General features: G+C 42.9%; 21 protein-coding genes. 13 read left to right on the plus strand and 8 right to left on the minus strand.

Going from position 1 to position 15699, the window contains the following annotated elements:
* Nucleotides 1–20: 20 nt before the first annotated feature.
* From IEV39_RS12180 to IEV39_RS12205, 6 genes are all read right to left on the minus strand, one after another.
* Nucleotides 21–563, minus strand: a complete 543-nt coding sequence (locus IEV39_RS12180; RefSeq protein ID WP_005289290.1) for a GTP-binding protein — start codon at nt 561–563, stop codon at nt 21–23.
* 8 nt (nt 564–571) lie between these two features.
* Nucleotides 572–1540 carry a hypothetical protein gene (locus IEV39_RS12185; RefSeq protein ID WP_005289288.1) on the minus strand — a complete coding sequence of 323 codons (969 nt, stop codon included), beginning with the start codon at nt 1538–1540 and terminating at the stop codon, nt 572–574.
* A gap of 162 nt (nt 1541–1702) precedes the next feature.
* Nucleotides 1703–2062, minus strand: coding sequence for a roadblock/LC7 domain-containing protein (locus IEV39_RS12190; RefSeq protein ID WP_004775651.1), 360 nt, complete (start codon nt 2060–2062; stop codon nt 1703–1705).
* Between the two features lie 386 nt (nt 2063–2448).
* Nucleotides 2449–3111, minus strand: coding sequence for a hypothetical protein (locus IEV39_RS12195; protein ID WP_005289285.1), 663 nt, complete (start codon nt 3109–3111; stop codon nt 2449–2451).
* A gap of 15 nt (nt 3112–3126) precedes the next feature.
* Nucleotides 3127–3552 carry a ClpXP protease specificity-enhancing factor gene (locus IEV39_RS12200; RefSeq protein ID WP_005226757.1) on the minus strand — a complete coding sequence of 142 codons (426 nt, stop codon included), beginning with the start codon at nt 3550–3552 and terminating at the stop codon, nt 3127–3129.
* Between the two features lie 14 nt (nt 3553–3566).
* The gene (locus IEV39_RS12205) at nt 3567–4226 is read right to left on the minus strand and encodes a glutathione S-transferase N-terminal domain-containing protein (protein WP_005289281.1); all 660 of its coding nucleotides are present in this window, start codon (nt 4224–4226) and stop codon (nt 3567–3569) included.
* A 126-nt stretch (nt 4227–4352) separates the two neighbouring features.
* Here IEV39_RS12205 and IEV39_RS12210 point away from each other — a divergent pair, with 126 nt between their 5' ends.
* Nucleotides 4353–4751, plus strand: a complete 399-nt coding sequence (locus tag IEV39_RS12210) for a hypothetical protein (protein WP_005289279.1) — start codon at nt 4353–4355, stop codon at nt 4749–4751.
* 63 nt (nt 4752–4814) lie between these two features.
* Here IEV39_RS12210 and rpsI read toward each other — a convergent pair whose 3' ends face one another.
* Complete coding sequence (gene rpsI / locus IEV39_RS12215; RefSeq protein ID WP_004775642.1) at nt 4815–5201, minus strand: 30S ribosomal protein S9; 387 nt, start codon at nt 5199–5201, stop codon at nt 4815–4817.
* A 12-nt stretch (nt 5202–5213) separates the two neighbouring features.
* Nucleotides 5214–5642 carry a 50S ribosomal protein L13 gene (rplM, locus tag IEV39_RS12220; RefSeq protein WP_005226762.1) on the minus strand — a complete coding sequence of 143 codons (429 nt, stop codon included), beginning with the start codon at nt 5640–5642 and terminating at the stop codon, nt 5214–5216.
* Nucleotides 5643–5910: 268 nt separating this feature from the next.
* On the opposite strand from rplM, the gene IEV39_RS12225 reads away from it, so the two are divergent.
* The 12 genes from IEV39_RS12225 (at nt 5911) to IEV39_RS12280 (ending at nt 15699) form a co-directional block, all read left to right on the plus strand.
* A complete protein-coding gene (locus IEV39_RS12225; protein WP_005289275.1) occupies nt 5911–6552 on the plus strand; it encodes a hypothetical protein in 642 nt (213 codons plus the stop codon).
* Nucleotides 6553–6617: 65 nt separating this feature from the next.
* Entirely contained in the window at nt 6618–6971 is a 354-nt protein-coding gene (locus IEV39_RS12230) for a hypothetical protein (RefSeq protein ID WP_005289272.1), read from the plus strand.
* Between the two features lie 221 nt (nt 6972–7192).
* The gene (gene pdxA / locus IEV39_RS12235) at nt 7193–8179 is read left to right on the plus strand and encodes a 4-hydroxythreonine-4-phosphate dehydrogenase PdxA (protein WP_005289269.1); all 987 of its coding nucleotides are present in this window, start codon (nt 7193–7195) and stop codon (nt 8177–8179) included.
* 40 nt (nt 8180–8219) lie between these two features.
* Entirely contained in the window at nt 8220–9032 is an 813-nt protein-coding gene (gene rsmA, locus IEV39_RS12240; protein WP_004775636.1) for a 16S rRNA (adenine(1518)-N(6)/adenine(1519)-N(6))-dimethyltransferase RsmA, read from the plus strand.
* Entirely contained in the window at nt 9032–9871 is an 840-nt protein-coding gene (locus tag IEV39_RS12245; protein ID WP_005289265.1) for a symmetrical bis(5'-nucleosyl)-tetraphosphatase, read from the plus strand. The genes rsmA and IEV39_RS12245 overlap by 1 nt, the downstream gene beginning before the upstream one ends.
* A 156-nt stretch (nt 9872–10027) precedes the next feature.
* Nucleotides 10028–11299: a glycosyltransferase family 4 protein gene (locus IEV39_RS12250; protein ID WP_005289262.1), complete on the plus strand. Its 1272-nt coding sequence runs from the start codon at nt 10028–10030 to the stop codon at nt 11297–11299.
* Nucleotides 11300–11331: 32 nt separating this feature from the next.
* Complete coding sequence (locus IEV39_RS12255) at nt 11332–11883, plus strand: phosphatase PAP2 family protein (RefSeq protein WP_005289258.1); 552 nt, start codon at nt 11332–11334, stop codon at nt 11881–11883.
* Between the two features lie 107 nt (nt 11884–11990).
* On the plus strand, nt 11991–12191 hold the full coding sequence (gene iscX, locus IEV39_RS12260; protein WP_005226785.1) for a Fe-S cluster assembly protein IscX: 201 nt from the start codon (nt 11991–11993) through the stop codon (nt 12189–12191).
* 107 nt (nt 12192–12298) lie between these two features.
* Entirely contained in the window at nt 12299–12730 is a 432-nt protein-coding gene (gene ndk / locus IEV39_RS12265) for a nucleoside-diphosphate kinase (RefSeq protein ID WP_004775629.1), read from the plus strand.
* Between the two features lie 121 nt (nt 12731–12851).
* A complete protein-coding gene (gene rlmN / locus IEV39_RS12270; RefSeq protein WP_005289254.1) occupies nt 12852–14087 on the plus strand; it encodes a dual-specificity RNA methyltransferase RlmN in 1236 nt (411 codons plus the stop codon).
* 17 nt (nt 14088–14104) lie between these two features.
* Nucleotides 14105–14911: a type IV pilus biogenesis/stability protein PilW gene (gene pilW, locus IEV39_RS12275; RefSeq protein ID WP_004775625.1), complete on the plus strand. Its 807-nt coding sequence runs from the start codon at nt 14105–14107 to the stop codon at nt 14909–14911.
* Nucleotides 14902–15699 (plus strand): helix-turn-helix domain-containing protein, encoded by a 798-nt coding sequence (locus IEV39_RS12280; RefSeq protein ID WP_004775623.1) that lies wholly within the window; start codon nt 14902–14904, stop codon nt 15697–15699. Before pilW ends, IEV39_RS12280 begins: the two co-directional genes overlap by 10 nt.

Below are 15699 nucleotides of genomic sequence, written 5' to 3' on the forward strand. Positions count from 1 at the left end.
TCTTCTCTTTTATAAAGTAATTAATTTGTTGCTTTTAAATTGACTTCTAATGCTGCAATAAGAGATTCAATCATGAGCAAGATATGCTCTTGTTTACGCGCATCGATAAAAAACAGAGGATAGTGGTAGTCATTCTGAATCAGCCAGTCCCGATAGATCTTGGTTGGCTGTTCTTTGTTTTCATCGACATGGGTAATGCCAATTGAAATATTCTGGGTATAATCTTTAAAAGTTTCCAGATAGGCTTCAAGTTCTTCAATCGGCACTTTGCTGTTATGGTCGACCAGTAAAATAACGCCCAAGGCACCTTGGCAGATCACTGGCCAGATAAAATCAAAACGTGATTGACCTGGTGTCCCGTACAAGCCGATCTTTACCCCGTCATCCAGCGTAATTTCACCATAATCAATCCCTACCGTGGTCTGCATCTTGTTATGGGCCTGACTGTCTGTGTTTAATGCCTCAGTCGCAAGCACAGGAATTTCTGAAAGCGATTTAATCGCTTCGGTTTTTCCTGCGCCCATGCTTCCTGCAAAGACAATTTTATATTGTTGGAGAATCATAGTATTCCTTAAAGCCCAAAGCGGCGTCTGATTTTGCCGAAAAATTTATTTAAAAAACCTTTTTGTTCAATTGTTTGTTCCTCAGCTTCTGTTTTTAGGTAATGACTTTCTGAAGCAGGAATAATGCCGCCATTGTTCGAAATCATGCAGGCCGCAATAAACTGTTGAACCGTTTGAATGGGAAGTTTTAGCTGTGTGGCGACCTGATAAAGTTGCGCGCCTTGTATAAAGCAGGCTGAAAGTAGGAGGGCGGTTTTACGACCTTCGCTTTGAGCAGGCTGCGGCCAGTATTCGATTTTATAATATTCATTTTCATTGGGTGCCAGGCGTTGGAATTCGATCGAGTGCCAAAACAGATTCCAGACCCAGTCCTGTAAGTTATATTCCACTTTACGGGAAACTTTAGTGAAATTGGAGGTGGTTGCAAATTCGTATTTAAAGCTGTGATTGGTTTTGGTATGAATGCGTGTCGGCTCCAGCCAGGCAATTTGACTCCGTGTATCGATGATGGCCAAGGTGCCGTGACCATCAAAAAGATGCAGTCTGGCATTCTCGGGATTGAGCATATCCGTCAAATATTTTTCATTAATGGCATTGTGGCTGGAAACGCGTTCGGTCTTGGGTTGCTGGGATTGTTGATGAGAGAGATAGCTCAGTAGACGAAACTGAATCCAGTTTTTTAATGCCTCGCTATGCTGAAACGGTAAATACAGGGTATTGTGTTGTTCGATATGATGTGAGCCTTCTCCTTTCGCCACTTTTAAGCAGGGTAATTGTTTTTGTTTTAAAATGCGTTGAATGCCTTCGGACTCGAAGAAATTTTCATTGATTAATAGTAAGTCGATATTGGGATCGGCAATATTGATCCAGTTTATGCCAAACTCGTGTGGTATGGTTTTTCTAAGTTCTATTTTTAATTCATCTGAAACTTTTAAACTTATACCTGAAATTGCGATATTAATGCAATGTCCATTCATAGTATCACTTTAATGTTTTTAAAATATTGGACTGCAAAAAATAGCCATTATACTAAAGGCTAATAATAGGCAACTTGTATTATTTCTATTTTATGATAATGGATAAATAAAATAGAAATATATACAAGAAACCTAATATATTAAATATTTTTAAATTAAGAATTAAGCAAAATCTAACTCTTTTTCGAAGGTTTTAAGTTCGTGACGCGCCATGGCAAGATTTGATTTGGTACGGTCTAAAACAAGATAAAGGAACAAATTGCCATTGCTTTCTAATGGACGGATCAAGTGATATGCCTTACCTAAGGTGATCAGGATATCTTCAATATCATCGTTAAGTTTCAATGAGTTGGCTACGCGGCGTTTGGCGCGGATAACTTCGGTATTACCAGCAGCTGCCAATTCTAAATCCAGTGAACCCCCACCTTGTGTTGCTAGCGCCAAACCGCTTTCTGTATCTACTAATGCTGCTGCAACGAACCCATCAATATTTGTTAAGCTTTCTAATGAAATTTTAGCCATGATTTTATCTCTACTGATACATCTTTGTTTATGAATTTATATATACACTACTTTTGTTTTTGATTAGTTTTCAAAAGTAGATAAATTTATTATAGGAAACTCTTTTATTAAATCAATCATGCTTTAGATTAATTGAAATTTAAGGAGTGCTAATAATTGACATTTTTTGTCAGATTAACAAATAAAAATATTAATTAAGATGAATAATTAATTGTTAGTGTGATTTTATTCACATTAATAATTGAGATAAATATGTAATTGGGATTGTAAATAAATGTAAATTTATTAATTAGAAAGTTTGAATTGTTATTTTAATAATGATTAATTTTCTACTAAAATGATGATAAAGAAAGAATTTAATTCTTTCTTTATCGGCTTATCTCAAATCAGCCAGAGATTAACTGGCAATATGAACAATACAAAAATATAAGAATGACCAATGCTACCAAAGGAGAAACAAGATAGGCCCAGCCAGGTACCACTGGCGGGACAATATCAGCAGCTTCATGCGGCTCATGAGCCGCAGGTTTGGCCTGATTTACCATCTGGTTAAACTCCTGCATGGTGGCTTCAAGAGAAACCTCTTCTTGAACAACTGGTTTAGAGCCCAGTAACTCTGTCAAATGGTTGGTTGACCAGACCCAGTCTTCCGCTTGGCCGGATAGATGTTCAATTTGACCCATTAACAGTTCGGTCAGTCCGGTTTGTCCGAAGCTGCCGGTCTGGTCAAGCTGCTTTAACTCCGCCAGTTGTAAGGCCAATACTTCTGAAACACTATTTTCGAGTTCAGCCGCTTTAAGCTCAGACTGATTATGCGGGGAGGTGGTCAGGTGACGAGCAATCTCTTGGATATAAAGCGGATCAGCGGTTTGAACTTCCTGATAAAGTTTCTGGGGATTCTGTTTCCATAGGCTGATTAATTGTCCAAGAGTTAAAATATTGACTTCATCAATATAAGACTGTTTTTCTTTTGGAGAATATTGGCTAAAAAGCTGCGGTTTTTGAATTTTAATCTGTTCAGCAAAATACTGAACCAAGTCAAATGCCATTGTGTCTCTCCTTGCTTAATCTAAAATTCTGAGTGAAGGTTTCTTTTTCGTAGGTTCTGCTTCTTGCTTGGTTTGTTCTGTTTCTGGTGCAGCAGTTTCTTCCATATCTTCATATTCAGAAGGATCAAAGAATAGGCCTTGTCCATTTTCTCTGGCATAAATTCCAAGTACGGCACGGATAGGCACATAAATTTCTTTGGCAACACCGCCAAAACGGGCGGAGAAAGTGATCGCATCATTACTCATATGCAGCTGATGCACTGCATGCGGTGCGAGGTTCAAAACAATTTGCCCATCTTTTACAAATTGTAGCGGAACATCTGTGTGCGGTTGGGTTGCATCCACTAACAAATAAGGCGTCAGCTGGTTATCGCAAATCCATTCATAAATGGCACGAGCAAGGTATGGGCGTGTAGGCGTAAAAGTTATTTGCTCAGACATAATTGAAAAACTTATTAAATCGTAGAAATCAATTCATTGTAGCTGTTTTTTTCTTGAGCTGTCATTGATTTAATGAAAGATGGGCGGCTAAAGATACGATGACAATACAAGAAAATCGGTCGGCAATGCTGTGCCGGTAATTCGATTCCCATACTTTTAAGACGCAAGAAGATCGGGGCTAGCATGCAGTCCAGAATGGAGAAGGTTTCTGACATGAAAAATGGAAAATGCTGAAACAGGGGTGTCAGTGAGATCAAGGTATCCCTGAGTTCTTTTTGCGCCTTTTGTTTTTGTTTCAGGTTCAGGCTATCGGCATGTCTGAGCATATGATCTGCCAGTTTGAACCAGTCCTGTTCAAAGCGCCAGATATATTGTCGCTGTTCTGCTCTGGCCATCGGTGCATCGGCATAGAGTTTATTCTGGCGATAACGGTCATCTAGATATTCAGCAATCACGTTGGCTGAAAATAGCTTTAGGTTTTGTTCAATCAACATCGGCAGCTGATTGTAGGGATTGAGGTCTGCCAAATCCTCATCTTCATGGTCAGTAATAATGAGCTGATATTTGATTTGTTTTTCAGCCAGTAAAAAACGAATCCAGTGTGAGCGGAAATCATCTGCATGACTATAAAGCGTGATGCCTTGCACAGGGCTTGGGGGATTTTCTAAAGACATAAATCCAAAAAATTCTGATTGACTGTTTAGAATACTAAAATTAACGTTGGAAAGCACTTAAACATTAATAATATGAGCCTTACAGAATAGATTTATTATTCAATAAGTTCAATGAGAGAAAATAGAATGAAACGAGATTACCTGATTGTATTGTGTGGTGTGTTGTTACTAGGTGGTTGTGCGGGTTCGCCTAAGGGAGTGGGGCAGAGCAATAGTTCTTCGGTAGAGAGTGAGGCGGCAGCTGATGCCGTGATTGCTGCTGGGGCTGATGATGATAGTGGGCAACAATATGGTGGCATTAAAAAGCAGTATGTGGTCAAAGGCTGTCAGGTGACCATTTTTAATGCTGGACCGATCCAGATGGTACATGAAAAAACTGGGCAACCTTGTAATGCACCGATTCCGAAAGATCATCAATTTTCGAAACCTACCCGAAGTTATCAGCAAAATGGCTGTACCGTTACCGAATTTGCTGCTACCGATGGCATGGGCGATGCCGTCATGGATTGTTCTAAAAAGAAGTAATAAATCATAGGCAATAAAAAACCTCGGAAAATCCGAGGTTTTTTTGTCCAATTCGTAAAACGATTAACGTTTAGAGAATTGAGGACGTTTACGTGCTTTACGTAAACCAAGTTTCTTACGTTCAACTTCACGAGCATCACGAGTAACGAAACCAGCTTGACGAAGAGCAGGTTTTAAGTTTTCGTCAGCAGCGATCAATGCACGAGTAATACCGTGACGGATAGCGCCAGCTTGACCACCAATACCACCACCTTTAACAGTGATGTAAAGGTCAAATTTTTCAGTAACTTCTAAAAGTTCTAAAGGCTGACGTACAACCATACGAGCAGTTTCACGACCGAAATATTGCTCTAAAGTACGATTGTTGATTACGAGTTTGCCTGTACCAGCTGACAAGAAAACACGTGCAGTTGCGGTCTTACGGCGACCTGTACCATAATTAGTAGCCATGTGCTGTATCCCTTAGATGTCCAAAACTTGTGGCTGTTGAGCAGTATGAGGATGCTCGCTACCAGCGTACACTTTCATTTTTTTGATCATTGCATAACCAAGAGGACCTTTTGGTAACATACCTTTAACCGCTTTTTCTAAAACAGCTTCAGGTTTGTGAGCAATTAACTTCTCGAAGTTAGTCTCACGGATACCACCAGGGAAACCAGTATGGCGATAGTATTTCTTATCAAGTGATTTGTTACCAGTCACTTGAACTTGTTCAGCATTGATCACAACGATGTAATCGCCAGTGTCAACGTGAGGAGTATAAGAAGTTTTGTGCTTACCGCGTAAACGACGAGCGATTTCAGTCGCAAGGCGACCTAAAGTTTTGCCAGAAGCATCAACAACATACCAATCGTGTTGAACTTCAGCTGGCTTAGCGCTGAGAGTTTTCATTTAAACCACTACCTATTATAGTTGGTTTGGACGGTGGAATCTGTCCAAACAAAAGGAGACCGAATTCTACATGAGTTTATATCCATGCACAAGAAAAAAACGCTACCGAAGCCAGAAATTGCTGCAATGTGACTGAATTGGGAACTAATCGGCGGTGAGTTGCAGGGTCTGTTATTTCGCTTGAGACAGCACCGGGATTAACCTATTATTTTTTATGCCAATTATTTGAAATAAATAGAAGTATTTACCTCTTCTCTCGGGGAATTTGATGAAGTTGTCGTTTTCTACAAAAATGGTTGTAGTCACCTTGCTGGTGGGTGTTTGTGCGACCCAGACCCATGCACGACGACTGTATAAATGGGTCGATCAGACCAGTGTGACCAATTATTCTGAATTCCAGCCGAAAGAGGGCACTAGCCGTAAACTTGAAGTGCTGGAAAGTCGTGGCAACGATCATATTGATCCTGCAATGGCGGTTACCGCTGAAATGAAAGCCATTGAAATTCCGGTAGATCCGCTGAATCTGCAAGGGACATCAAGTACTACGTTGGCAACTCCCGCACCTCAGTTACCCGCACCGACCACCCAGACCATCGTAAAGCAAGGGGCTATGGTCGCTGCTTATGCCCGTCCAGCCAGTACAGTCGTGAACACCACAGCACTTGAGAAAAAAGAAGCTCCACTTCAGCAGGCGCTGCCAGCCGCAGAAAAAAAAGACAGCATCAACAACCCTTTTGCTGACAAGGCAGTAAGTACGGTTGCCGTGAGTGAAAAAAAAGAAGAAATGGCTTTGGCGCAGCCGGAGAAGAAGGCACAGCCCAAAGTGAATCCATGGACACGAAAGGTCGAATTTGTTCCTTCCAATCTTGTTCCACAGAACCTGTCTAAAGCTGTGCTGCCTGAACGCTGATCCATCAGCTTGATTGAACGGATAAAATAATGTTTTATGAGTATGAATCCAAATAAAAAAGACTCATGATGCTGCGCGTAAAACAATTTCTATTGGGCTGTCTGTTCGGCCTAATCACAACTTATTTCATTCTGATCACCGGGTTTGGAATCTATTACGGTTTTAGCGGGATGGTCGGCGTGGCCTTAGTCAGCATGTTTATGCATTTCACACCTTTTCCATATCTGCTTTATTTGGCTGGTGGGCTGATTTTTTTCTGCATTCCAGCGCAGCGTTTTAGCCAGACCCATCGCCAACTGTGGAAATGGTTGACCATTGCTATTGGGGTTGCTGGAGTCCTGATTTGCTTGTCAGAACTTGCGCATGTCCTTGGCTGGTTAAATGCCGAATTTCATTTGCCACGAAAACCGGAAGACTAAATACTTCAACACTCATATTTTGACCTTTATAAAGGCTGAACTTAGCAAGGGTTTAGGCAAGACCGTGTTGATTTTAACGAAGAGCCATTACTTTTTTGGCTGTATGTACTGTAATAAAGGGCTATTGCTGATCTTTCAACAGAATTTATAAAAAGGTAGGGCTATAGCTGCTTTTAGATTTTGGTTACACTAGCAGGAAATCAAAAAGACTGGCGCTAGATATGCTTCCTTTATATGTCACTTCAGGTGAACCCGCTGGAATTGGTCCAGATATCTGTCTGAGTCTGGCGAAACGGATTGATGAGCGGCCGCTGGTGGTATTGGCTGATATCGAAATGTTGCAGCAACGTGCCAATCTACTCGGTTTAAATGTTGAACTGATTGCTTATCAGGGACAAGTAGCATCGAGTTTGCAGGGGCAACTCTTTGTTGAACATGTGCCTTTGGCAAAACCGGTGAATTTAGGGCAGTTAGACTCTGCCAATGCGGCTTATGTATTGGAGCAATTGCGTCGTTCGGCTGATTATGCCATGTCCGGACAAAGTGTCGGTGTGGCCACGGCGCCTGTACAAAAGTCCATTATCAACGAGGCGGGCATCGCGTTTAGCGGACATACCGAGTTTTATCAGGAGTTTGCTGGTGTTGATCGTGTGGTGATGATGCTGGCGACCAAAACGCTACGGGTGGCTCTGGCAACCACTCATTTGCCGTTGCGCGATGTGCCTGCTGCCATTAGTCCAGAACGTTTACATCAGGTGCTTGATATCCTGATTCATGACTTAAAAACCAAATTTAAAATTTCTGCTCCGCGGATCTTGGTATGTGGTTTAAATCCGCATGCGGGCGAGGGTGGCTATTTAGGTCGTGAAGAAATTGAGGTGATTAATCCGGTGCTGGAAAGCTATCGAGCGCAGGGCGTAAACATGAGCCTGAGTTTGCCAGCAGATACCTTGTTTACCCCGGAAAATCTCAAAGATGCAGATGCTGTTTTAGCGATGTATCACGATCAGGGCTTACCTGTGTTAAAATCACAGGGCTTTGGTGAAGCAGTAAACATTACATTAGGCTTGCCATTTATTCGAACTTCTGTCGATCATGGTACGGCACTCTCTCTTGCAGGCACTGGACAGGCAAAAGCATCGAGCTTGCATGTTGCAGTGGATTTAGCACTTGATTTGGCAAGAATCTCCCCCAGCCCCTCTTTATAAAAGAGGGGGGAATTAAGTTTCAAATATTGAGTATAAATATATGTATCAAATTAATGCCCTAAACCCTAAAGATGAAGGGCATCAGGCTCGAAAACGTTTTGGTCAAAACTTTTTACATGATCAACGTGTGATTGCCAAAATTGTACGCTCAGTGAATCCTCGTGCGGGCGAAAACATTGTTGAAATTGGCCCTGGTCTGGCAGCATTGACCTCACCGTTAATTGGTGAGTGTGATGCATTGACCGTAGTTGAACTGGACCGTGATTTGGCAGCAGGCTTGCCAGGCCGTGTACCACATCCTGAGCGTTTGACCATTGTTGAAGCAGATGCCTTGAAGTACGACTTTACCCAGCTGTTTCAGGAAGGCCGCCCACTGCGCGTGGTAGGGAATTTACCCTATAATATTTCAACACCACTGTTGTTCCATCTCTTGGAGTTTGGTGACAAAGTCAAAGACATGCATTTCATGTTGCAAAAAGAAGTGGTGGACCGTATTACCGCAACACCCAATACCAAAGAGTATGGTCGTCTGTCGGTTATGATTCAGTATTACTGCAAACCAACTTTCTTGTTTGAAGTACCACCGGGATCATTTAACCCGCCACCAAAAGTCACCTCGGCAGTATTCCGTTTAGAGCCTTACGAAACCAAACCGATTGTGGCAAAAAATGAGAAAGCGTTAGCGCGTTTGGTAGGACATGTATTTACTCAACGCCGTAAAACCTTGCGTAATAGCTTAAAAGGCATGCTGGTGGAAGATGGCTTTGAAAAAGCTGGGGTTGATCCGATGGCGCGTCCAGAAACCTTAAGTCTGGCAGATTTCGTGGCGCTTTCCGATCAGATGGTGGCCTGATGTCTAAGCGCTATAATTATGTCATTGGTGATGTGCAAGGCTGTTTTGAAGCACTAAAAGCGTTGCTGAAAGAAATCCGCTTTGATCCGGACCAAGACTTTTTATGGTTCGCTGGCGATCTGGTGGCGCGTGGTGAAAACTCGGTCGGTGCCTTACGCTTTATTAAAAAGTTGGCTGACCGTGGGGCCGCTGCAACGGTGTTGGGTAATCATGACCTGACCTTGATTGCCTGTGCGCGTGGCTTTAAAAAAGCCAAAGAAAAAGACCATACCCAGGAAGTGATTGACGCAATTGATGGCGATGAGCTGATTGACTGGCTACGTAAACAGCCTTTAAGTCTGTCTCCAAATCAACACACCTTGATTACTCACGCGGGCGTACCCTGTATCTGGAGCGCTGAAAAGACAGTTGCATTGGCACAAGAAGTGCAACAGGTTGTTGCGCATGAAGATCTCTCGGTGCTGGATGCTTTTCTGGCAGAAATGTATGGCTCACAGCCGGATCTGTGGTCAGATGAGCTGACAGGTATGGCACGGTTGCGTTGTATCACCAATTATCTGACCCGTATGCGCTTAACCGATGCCCAAGGTCGTCTGGAGTTTGAATTTAAAGATGCCCTAGATGCGCCGATGCCAGTGGGTTTTCAACCGTGGTTTGAGTTTGAAAGTCAGGCAGCACAAACGCATCAGTTGATTTTTGGACATTGGGCTGCTTTGCAGGGCAAGACCATTAATGCTCAAATTCAGAATGTAGATGGTGGCTGTGTCTGGGGGCAACAATTGGTGGCATTACGTTTAGAAGATCAGCAGCTTTTTGCGGTAGATAACCCGCTTGCCTGATGGATGCAGTGCTATTTTTAGATGCCCATTTTTGCTGGGAAAATGGGCATTTTTTATTTTAAGACTGTCAAAAAACTGTCATACACTGATCATTAAAGTGTCAAAAAATGCTTATAAGCTAAAAGTATGAAAATAACGACACAAATGGATGGCGATATGCAGAGTACATACGCGACATCTCTATTCAAGCAAGAGTTTCCTGAAAATTTTAAATTTTACTTTAAAAGGAAGCAACTCAAAAATAAACAAGATGAATTGTCTGAACTGCATGATCTGGTTCGTCCTCGTCTCCGTATCGCGATTGTGACTGAAACCTGGCCCCCAGAAATTAATGGTGTGGCTTTATCCATGATGCAGTTATGTCAAGGTTTACAGCGACTTGGACATAAAATTTTACTGGTACGTCCCACACAAAAAGCAGTCTGTACCGAATTCCATCCCGATCAGGAATGTCTGGTGATGTCTCAGCCGATTCCCAAATATCCGAGTGTGCAATTCGGATGGCCACAATATCTCAAGGTGTCCAAAGCCTTTGAGAAGTTTATGCCGGATGTGGTGCATATCGTCACAGAAGGGCCTTTGGGATTAACCGCTTTGCAGGCTGCAAAATCGCGAAAGGTTGCAGTGTCGAGTGGCTTCCATTCAGCCTTTCATGACTTTAGCCGGTTCTTTGATCTGGCTTTTTTGGTCAAGCCGATTCAACGTTATCTGACCTGGTTTCATAACAGTACTGATGTCACATGCGTACCCAGTCAATATACCGAACAGGCTTTACGCGGTTTTGGCGTGACCTGTCCTTTGGTGGTGGTCGGGCGTGGTGTGGATACGGAAAAGTTTTCACCGAAACATCGTTCAGAACAGCTTCGCCAACAATGGGGCGCTGATGCAGATACTCGTGTCATGCTATATGTCGGGCGTTTGTCACCTGAAAAAGAAGTCGATGTGCTGATCAAGAGTTTCCATGCCTTACAGGCACAACAAGGCAAAAACACTAAATTCGTGATTGTGGGCGAAGGGCCAGACCAGACACGTCTGAGCAAAATGGCGCAATCCAGTGATGTGATCTTTATGGGGAGCCTGAGCGGGAAAGCACTTTCGGCGGCTTATGCTAGTGCCGATGTGTTTACCTTTGCCAGTCAGGCTGATACCTTCGGAAATGTGGTGTTAGAAGCCATTGCCAGTGGTTTAGCAGTGGTGGCCTACGATTATGTTTGCGCCCATCAACATGTTCGGCATGGGGTCACCGGCTGGTTGAGCCAGCTTGGAGAGACCACAGATTTTATTCAATCCATTTGTCATTTACCTGCGCTACCGCAATTGAGACAAATGGGCTTACTGGCCAGCGAAAGCGTACAACACAGCAGCTGGCAGTTTCCGGTACAACAATTAGAACATGCATTTTATCAGGTCGTGAGGAGTCTCCCATGACGCCGACCTAAATCCTGAAGAGGAGAAAAAGTATGAAATTTCAAAATGCAAAAATAAAAATGCTGGATCTCGATTTAAAAGGGTGTGTCTATCTCAACCATCTTTCACAGTCGCAACGTATCGCTTTATTTTTTAAAACGATCAGCCGATTGGGTGATGGGCCATTTTGGTATGTCATGTTGCTGTCAGTTTGGGCGATGCATGGCTTGGCATACGGGGTGCAGATCTTGTATCTGATCGGGGCGGGTTCTGTAGGCACCTTGATTTATAAGTTTTTAAAACATAAAACTACCCGTCCAAGACCTTATCAGGTGCATCAGGTCATTGTCTTGGGGGAGCGACCACTCGATCATTTCAGTTTCCCTTCGGGTCACACCTTACATGCGGTCATGGTCACCATCACTTTGGGTTATATCCAGCCCCTGTTATTGACCCTGATGCTACCGTTTACGATCTTGGTCGCATTGTCACGAATGATTCTGGGACTACACTATCCAAGCGATGTCATTGTCGGTGCAATGATTGGTGCATCGGTGGCAAGTGCGATCATTTTGCTGGCACCGAGCTTTAATCTGGTTCTGTAACGCATTTTACAAGCGTTTTAGCGACAATTTAGCACTTCAACACTATCTCTTAAATCCGGTGTTTTGTTAAAGTAGGCTCAATCACATACATTTATTCAGGTTGTTATATGGGCTTACGCTGGACAGATACGATTGATATTGCAATTGAACTTACCGAAGCACATCCAGATGTCGATCCGCAATGGGTGCGATTCACGGATTTGCATGCCTGGGTGTGTGCTTTACCAGACTTTAGTGATGATCCGAATAAATCAACCGAAGGTTTGCTTGAAGCCATCCAAATGGCCTGGCTGGATGAAGTTCGTTAAAAATTCGTCAGAAATCGCTGAACTTTTGCATATTCAAGCTGATTATTAACGATGACATCGGTATAATGCGGCAAATTTTTTAGTTTAGACCATAATAGGAGTCAATCATGGCGATTGAACGTACTTTATCTATCGTAAAACCAGATGCAGTTTCTAAAAACCACATCGGCGACATCTTTGCTCGTTTCGAAAAATCAGGTTTGAAGATCGTTGCTACTAAAATGAAACACCTTTCTCAAGCTGATGCTGAAGGTTTCTATGCTGAGCACAAAGAACGCGGTTTCTTTGCTGACCTCGTTGCATTCATGACTTCTGGTCCAGTGGTTGTTTCAGTTCTTGAAGGCGAAAACGCAGTTCTTGCTCACCGTGATATCTTGGGCGCAACGAACCCGAAAGAAGCGGCTCCAGGCACAATCCGCGCTGACTTCGCTGTAAGCATCGACGAAAACGCTGCTCACGGTTCTGACTCAGTTGCTTCTGCTGAGCGCGAAATCGCTTACTTCTTTGCTGATAACGAGATTTGCCCACGCACTCGTTAATCCAAAGTATTCGAGCCAGATAAGTGGTATACTACTTATCTGGTTTTTTATTTCTTATTGATTGTATTGTGCAAATAATGCACAGTATTTTTTAGCGCTGATATTGTTTAGGTAAATATACATGAGTTCTGCAGTGGTCGTTTCATCAGAAAATTTAGATGAAAAACAACAGTCTGTTACTACGCCTGTCGTTCAAGCTGCCGAGCATAAAGTCAATTTACTTGGCATGTCTCGAGCTGAACTGGAAAAATTCTTTGAAGATCTGGGCGAAAAAAAGTTTCGCGCCGGTCAGGTCATGAAATGGATTCATCAATATTTTGTGACAGATTTTGCTGAGATGACCAATATCTCAGGAAAATTACGTGAAAAATTAGAAAAAATTTGTGAAATTAAAGCGCCTGAAGTGGTGCATCGTAACTATTCCAAAGATGGTACCCGTAAGTGGGTATTCCGTGTCGGTGATGGTGATGGTTCGCTGGTTGAAACCGTATTGATTCCAGCAGATGATAAAACTGGCGCGCGTAAAACCTTGTGTATTTCTTCACAAGTGGGTTGTGCACTGGATTGCTCATTCTGTTCTACCGGTAAGCAAGGTTTCCAGCGTGACTTAACTCCAGCGGAAATTATTGGTCAGTTGTGGATGGCGAACTACTCCTACATGGAAGATGTTCCTGTTGCAGAGCGTGAACGTACCGTGACCAATGTGGTTATGATGGGTATGGGCGAACCTTTACTCAATTATGATGCTGTTCTAAGTTCTATGCAGTTGATGCTGGATGATTTTGCTTATGGCATGTCGAAGCGCCGTGTGACCTTATCGACTTCTGGTGTTGTTCCGAAGATTGATCAACTGGCGCAGGATATTGATGTTGCATTGGCAATTTCACTGCATGCACCTAATGATGAACTGCGTAATGAATTGGTGCCGATCAATAAAAAATATCCGTTACAGCAACTGATTGCGGCTTGCCAACGTTATTTGGGCAAAGATGGCAATGAAAGCTCTCGTCGCCATGTCACGATTGAATATGTGATGCTTGAAGGGGTCAATGACCAACCTGAGCATGCACAGCAATTGTTAAAATTATTGAAAAACTTACCAAGTAAAATCAACCTGATTCCATTTAATCCGTTCCCGCATGCACCATATGGCCGTTCGAGCCGTAACCGTATTATTTCGTTCCAAAAAACTTTGTCGGATGCCGGATTTGTGTGTACGATTCGTCAGACACGTGGTGATGATATCGATGCGGCGTGTGGACAATTGGTAGGACAGGTGGCTGACCGTACTCGTCGTGCTGAACAGTGGAAAAAGAAAGTGGCGCAACGACAAGAAATATTGCGCACACAAGGATAAAACTTGGGGAAAAAGCGTTGAATACAACTCGATCAAAAACGATTATAGCGACAGCTGTTGTGTTTACTTTACTGGGCTTAACAGCTTGCCAGACGCCATCTACAACATTAAAAAAAGATCCGGAAAAAGCGGTACAGGTGCGTACGCAACTTGCGGCAGAATATATTCGTACACGTGATCTGGATTCAGCCAAGCGTTCGCTTGATCAGGCGTTAAAACTGAATTCCCGAGATGCCAACGCCAATATGATGATGGGCATCTTGCTGCAACAAGAAGGTAGTGCAGCTAATATGGAAAAAGCGGAGTCTTATTTTAAGCGCGCTATTTCTACCGAACCAGATAACGCTCAGGCCCGTAATAATTACGGTACATATTTGTACCAGCAGCAACGCTATAATGAAGCCATTGAGCAATTTACCCGTGCGGGCGCAACCCTGGGTTATGATCAGCGTTTTCAGTCGCTAGAAAACCTGGGGCGAATCTATTTAAAACTTGGCGATGTTGCGAATGCTGAAAAATCATTCAAACAGGCGCTACAAGCGAATCGAAACGCAACAATTTCAATGTTAGAGTTGGCGGAAATTTTCTATTTGCAACAAAATAATAGAGACGCATCGCAACTATACGAACAATATGTTCGTAATGTAGGTCAGAAAAACCAGGGTGCTCGTGCGCTTTGGATTGGTTTACGCATTGCTCGCGCAAATGCGGATCAGTTAGGAATGCAAGTGTTAGTCAATCAGTTACGCGCTTTATTTCCTGATAGTCCAGAATATCAACGTTATTTGCAATTACAGTACAGTACTGAGGCCGTATGGAAATAAATCCAAATTCACATCAGCCAACTGGCTCAACCTCGCCATCGTCTGCGTTAGGAAATATTCAACGACCTGGTGAGTATTTGCGTCAAATTCGTATTGCACAAAAGAAAGAAATTGAAGAGATTGCAAACGTATTGAACATGCCTGTCAAAACCTTGACGGCATTAGAGCAAGATGATTATAAGTCATTGCCAGAAGCGACTTTTATCAAAGGTTATTATCGTGCTTATGCAAAGCATTTAAATGCGGATGCAAGTGCGATTATTCAGCGTTTTGATGAAATCTATGTTAATGATACAGGTCTTAAAGCCAGCCATGCCTTGAATAATTCTCCGATTAAAATCATGGGGAAATTGTCAGGTTCGAAAAGCGTACGTAACCGTAAATGGTTGAAACGCATTGCGATTGTGGCGGCTGTTGCATTGTTGGCATGGTTAGCGGTCGTGGCTGTACAGAATTGGACATCAAGCCATAAGGATGATGCGGATGTACCAAAGATTAAAAACTCTGAAGTTGAAATTCTACCAATGAGCGGAAATACAACGGCAGCAACATCTGGTGACCAATTAGTCCTGAACTTTAACCGTCCAACCTCTGTGCATATTGTGGACGCAACAGGTAAAGTATTGGCAACAGGTCGTCAGGCATCGACCTTGAATCTGAGTGGTCAGTCTCCATTCCAGATTCGTTTGGATGATGCGACCGCTGTATCTCTGGTGCTAAATCAGGAACAAATTTCATTGTCTCCATATACCGTCAATGGAAAAGCAGAATTCCGTTTGTCTCGTTAA

This window comes from Acinetobacter courvalinii (assembly GCF_014635545.1).
In the GTDB taxonomy this organism is placed as follows: Bacteria; Pseudomonadota; Gammaproteobacteria; order Pseudomonadales; family Moraxellaceae; genus Acinetobacter; species Acinetobacter courvalinii.

Excerpts from the sequence above, each read along its gene's own strand:
- rpsI (WP_004775642.1), bottom strand. The coding sequence starts at position 5,201 with ATGGCTACTAATTATGGTACAGGTCGCCGTAAGACCGCAACTGCACGT.
- rlmN (WP_005289254.1), top strand. The coding sequence starts at position 12,852 with ATGAGTTCTGCAGTGGTCGTTTCATCAGAAAATTTAGATGAAAAACAA.
- IEV39_RS12200 (WP_005226757.1), bottom strand. The coding sequence starts at position 3,552 with ATGTCTGAGCAAATAACTTTTACGCCTACACGCCCATACCTTGCTCGT.
- IEV39_RS12210 (WP_005289279.1), top strand. The coding sequence starts at position 4,353 with ATGAAACGAGATTACCTGATTGTATTGTGTGGTGTGTTGTTACTAGGT.
- rplM (WP_005226762.1), bottom strand. The coding sequence starts at position 5,642 with ATGAAAACTCTCAGCGCTAAGCCAGCTGAAGTTCAACACGATTGGTAT.
- IEV39_RS12195 (WP_005289285.1), bottom strand. The coding sequence starts at position 3,111 with ATGGCATTTGACTTGGTTCAGTATTTTGCTGAACAGATTAAAATTCAA.
- IEV39_RS12225 (WP_005289275.1), top strand. The coding sequence starts at position 5,911 with ATGAAGTTGTCGTTTTCTACAAAAATGGTTGTAGTCACCTTGCTGGTG.
- IEV39_RS12250 (WP_005289262.1), top strand. The coding sequence starts at position 10,028 with ATGCAGAGTACATACGCGACATCTCTATTCAAGCAAGAGTTTCCTGAA.
- ndk (WP_004775629.1), top strand. The coding sequence starts at position 12,299 with ATGGCGATTGAACGTACTTTATCTATCGTAAAACCAGATGCAGTTTCT.
- IEV39_RS12280 (WP_004775623.1), top strand. The coding sequence starts at position 14,902 with ATGGAAATAAATCCAAATTCACATCAGCCAACTGGCTCAACCTCGCCA.
- pdxA (WP_005289269.1), top strand. The coding sequence starts at position 7,193 with ATGCTTCCTTTATATGTCACTTCAGGTGAACCCGCTGGAATTGGTCCA.
- IEV39_RS12205 (WP_005289281.1), bottom strand. The coding sequence starts at position 4,226 with ATGTCTTTAGAAAATCCCCCAAGCCCTGTGCAAGGCATCACGCTTTAT.
- rsmA (WP_004775636.1), top strand. The coding sequence starts at position 8,220 with ATGTATCAAATTAATGCCCTAAACCCTAAAGATGAAGGGCATCAGGCT.
- iscX (WP_005226785.1), top strand. The coding sequence starts at position 11,991 with ATGGGCTTACGCTGGACAGATACGATTGATATTGCAATTGAACTTACC.
- IEV39_RS12255 (WP_005289258.1), top strand. The coding sequence starts at position 11,332 with ATGAAATTTCAAAATGCAAAAATAAAAATGCTGGATCTCGATTTAAAA.
- IEV39_RS12230 (WP_005289272.1), top strand. The coding sequence starts at position 6,618 with ATGATGCTGCGCGTAAAACAATTTCTATTGGGCTGTCTGTTCGGCCTA.
- IEV39_RS12185 (WP_005289288.1), bottom strand. The coding sequence starts at position 1,540 with ATGAATGGACATTGCATTAATATCGCAATTTCAGGTATAAGTTTAAAA.
- IEV39_RS12245 (WP_005289265.1), top strand. The coding sequence starts at position 9,032 with ATGTCTAAGCGCTATAATTATGTCATTGGTGATGTGCAAGGCTGTTTT.
- IEV39_RS12180 (WP_005289290.1), bottom strand. The coding sequence starts at position 563 with ATGATTCTCCAACAATATAAAATTGTCTTTGCAGGAAGCATGGGCGCA.
- IEV39_RS12190 (WP_004775651.1), bottom strand. The coding sequence starts at position 2,062 with ATGGCTAAAATTTCATTAGAAAGCTTAACAAATATTGATGGGTTCGTT.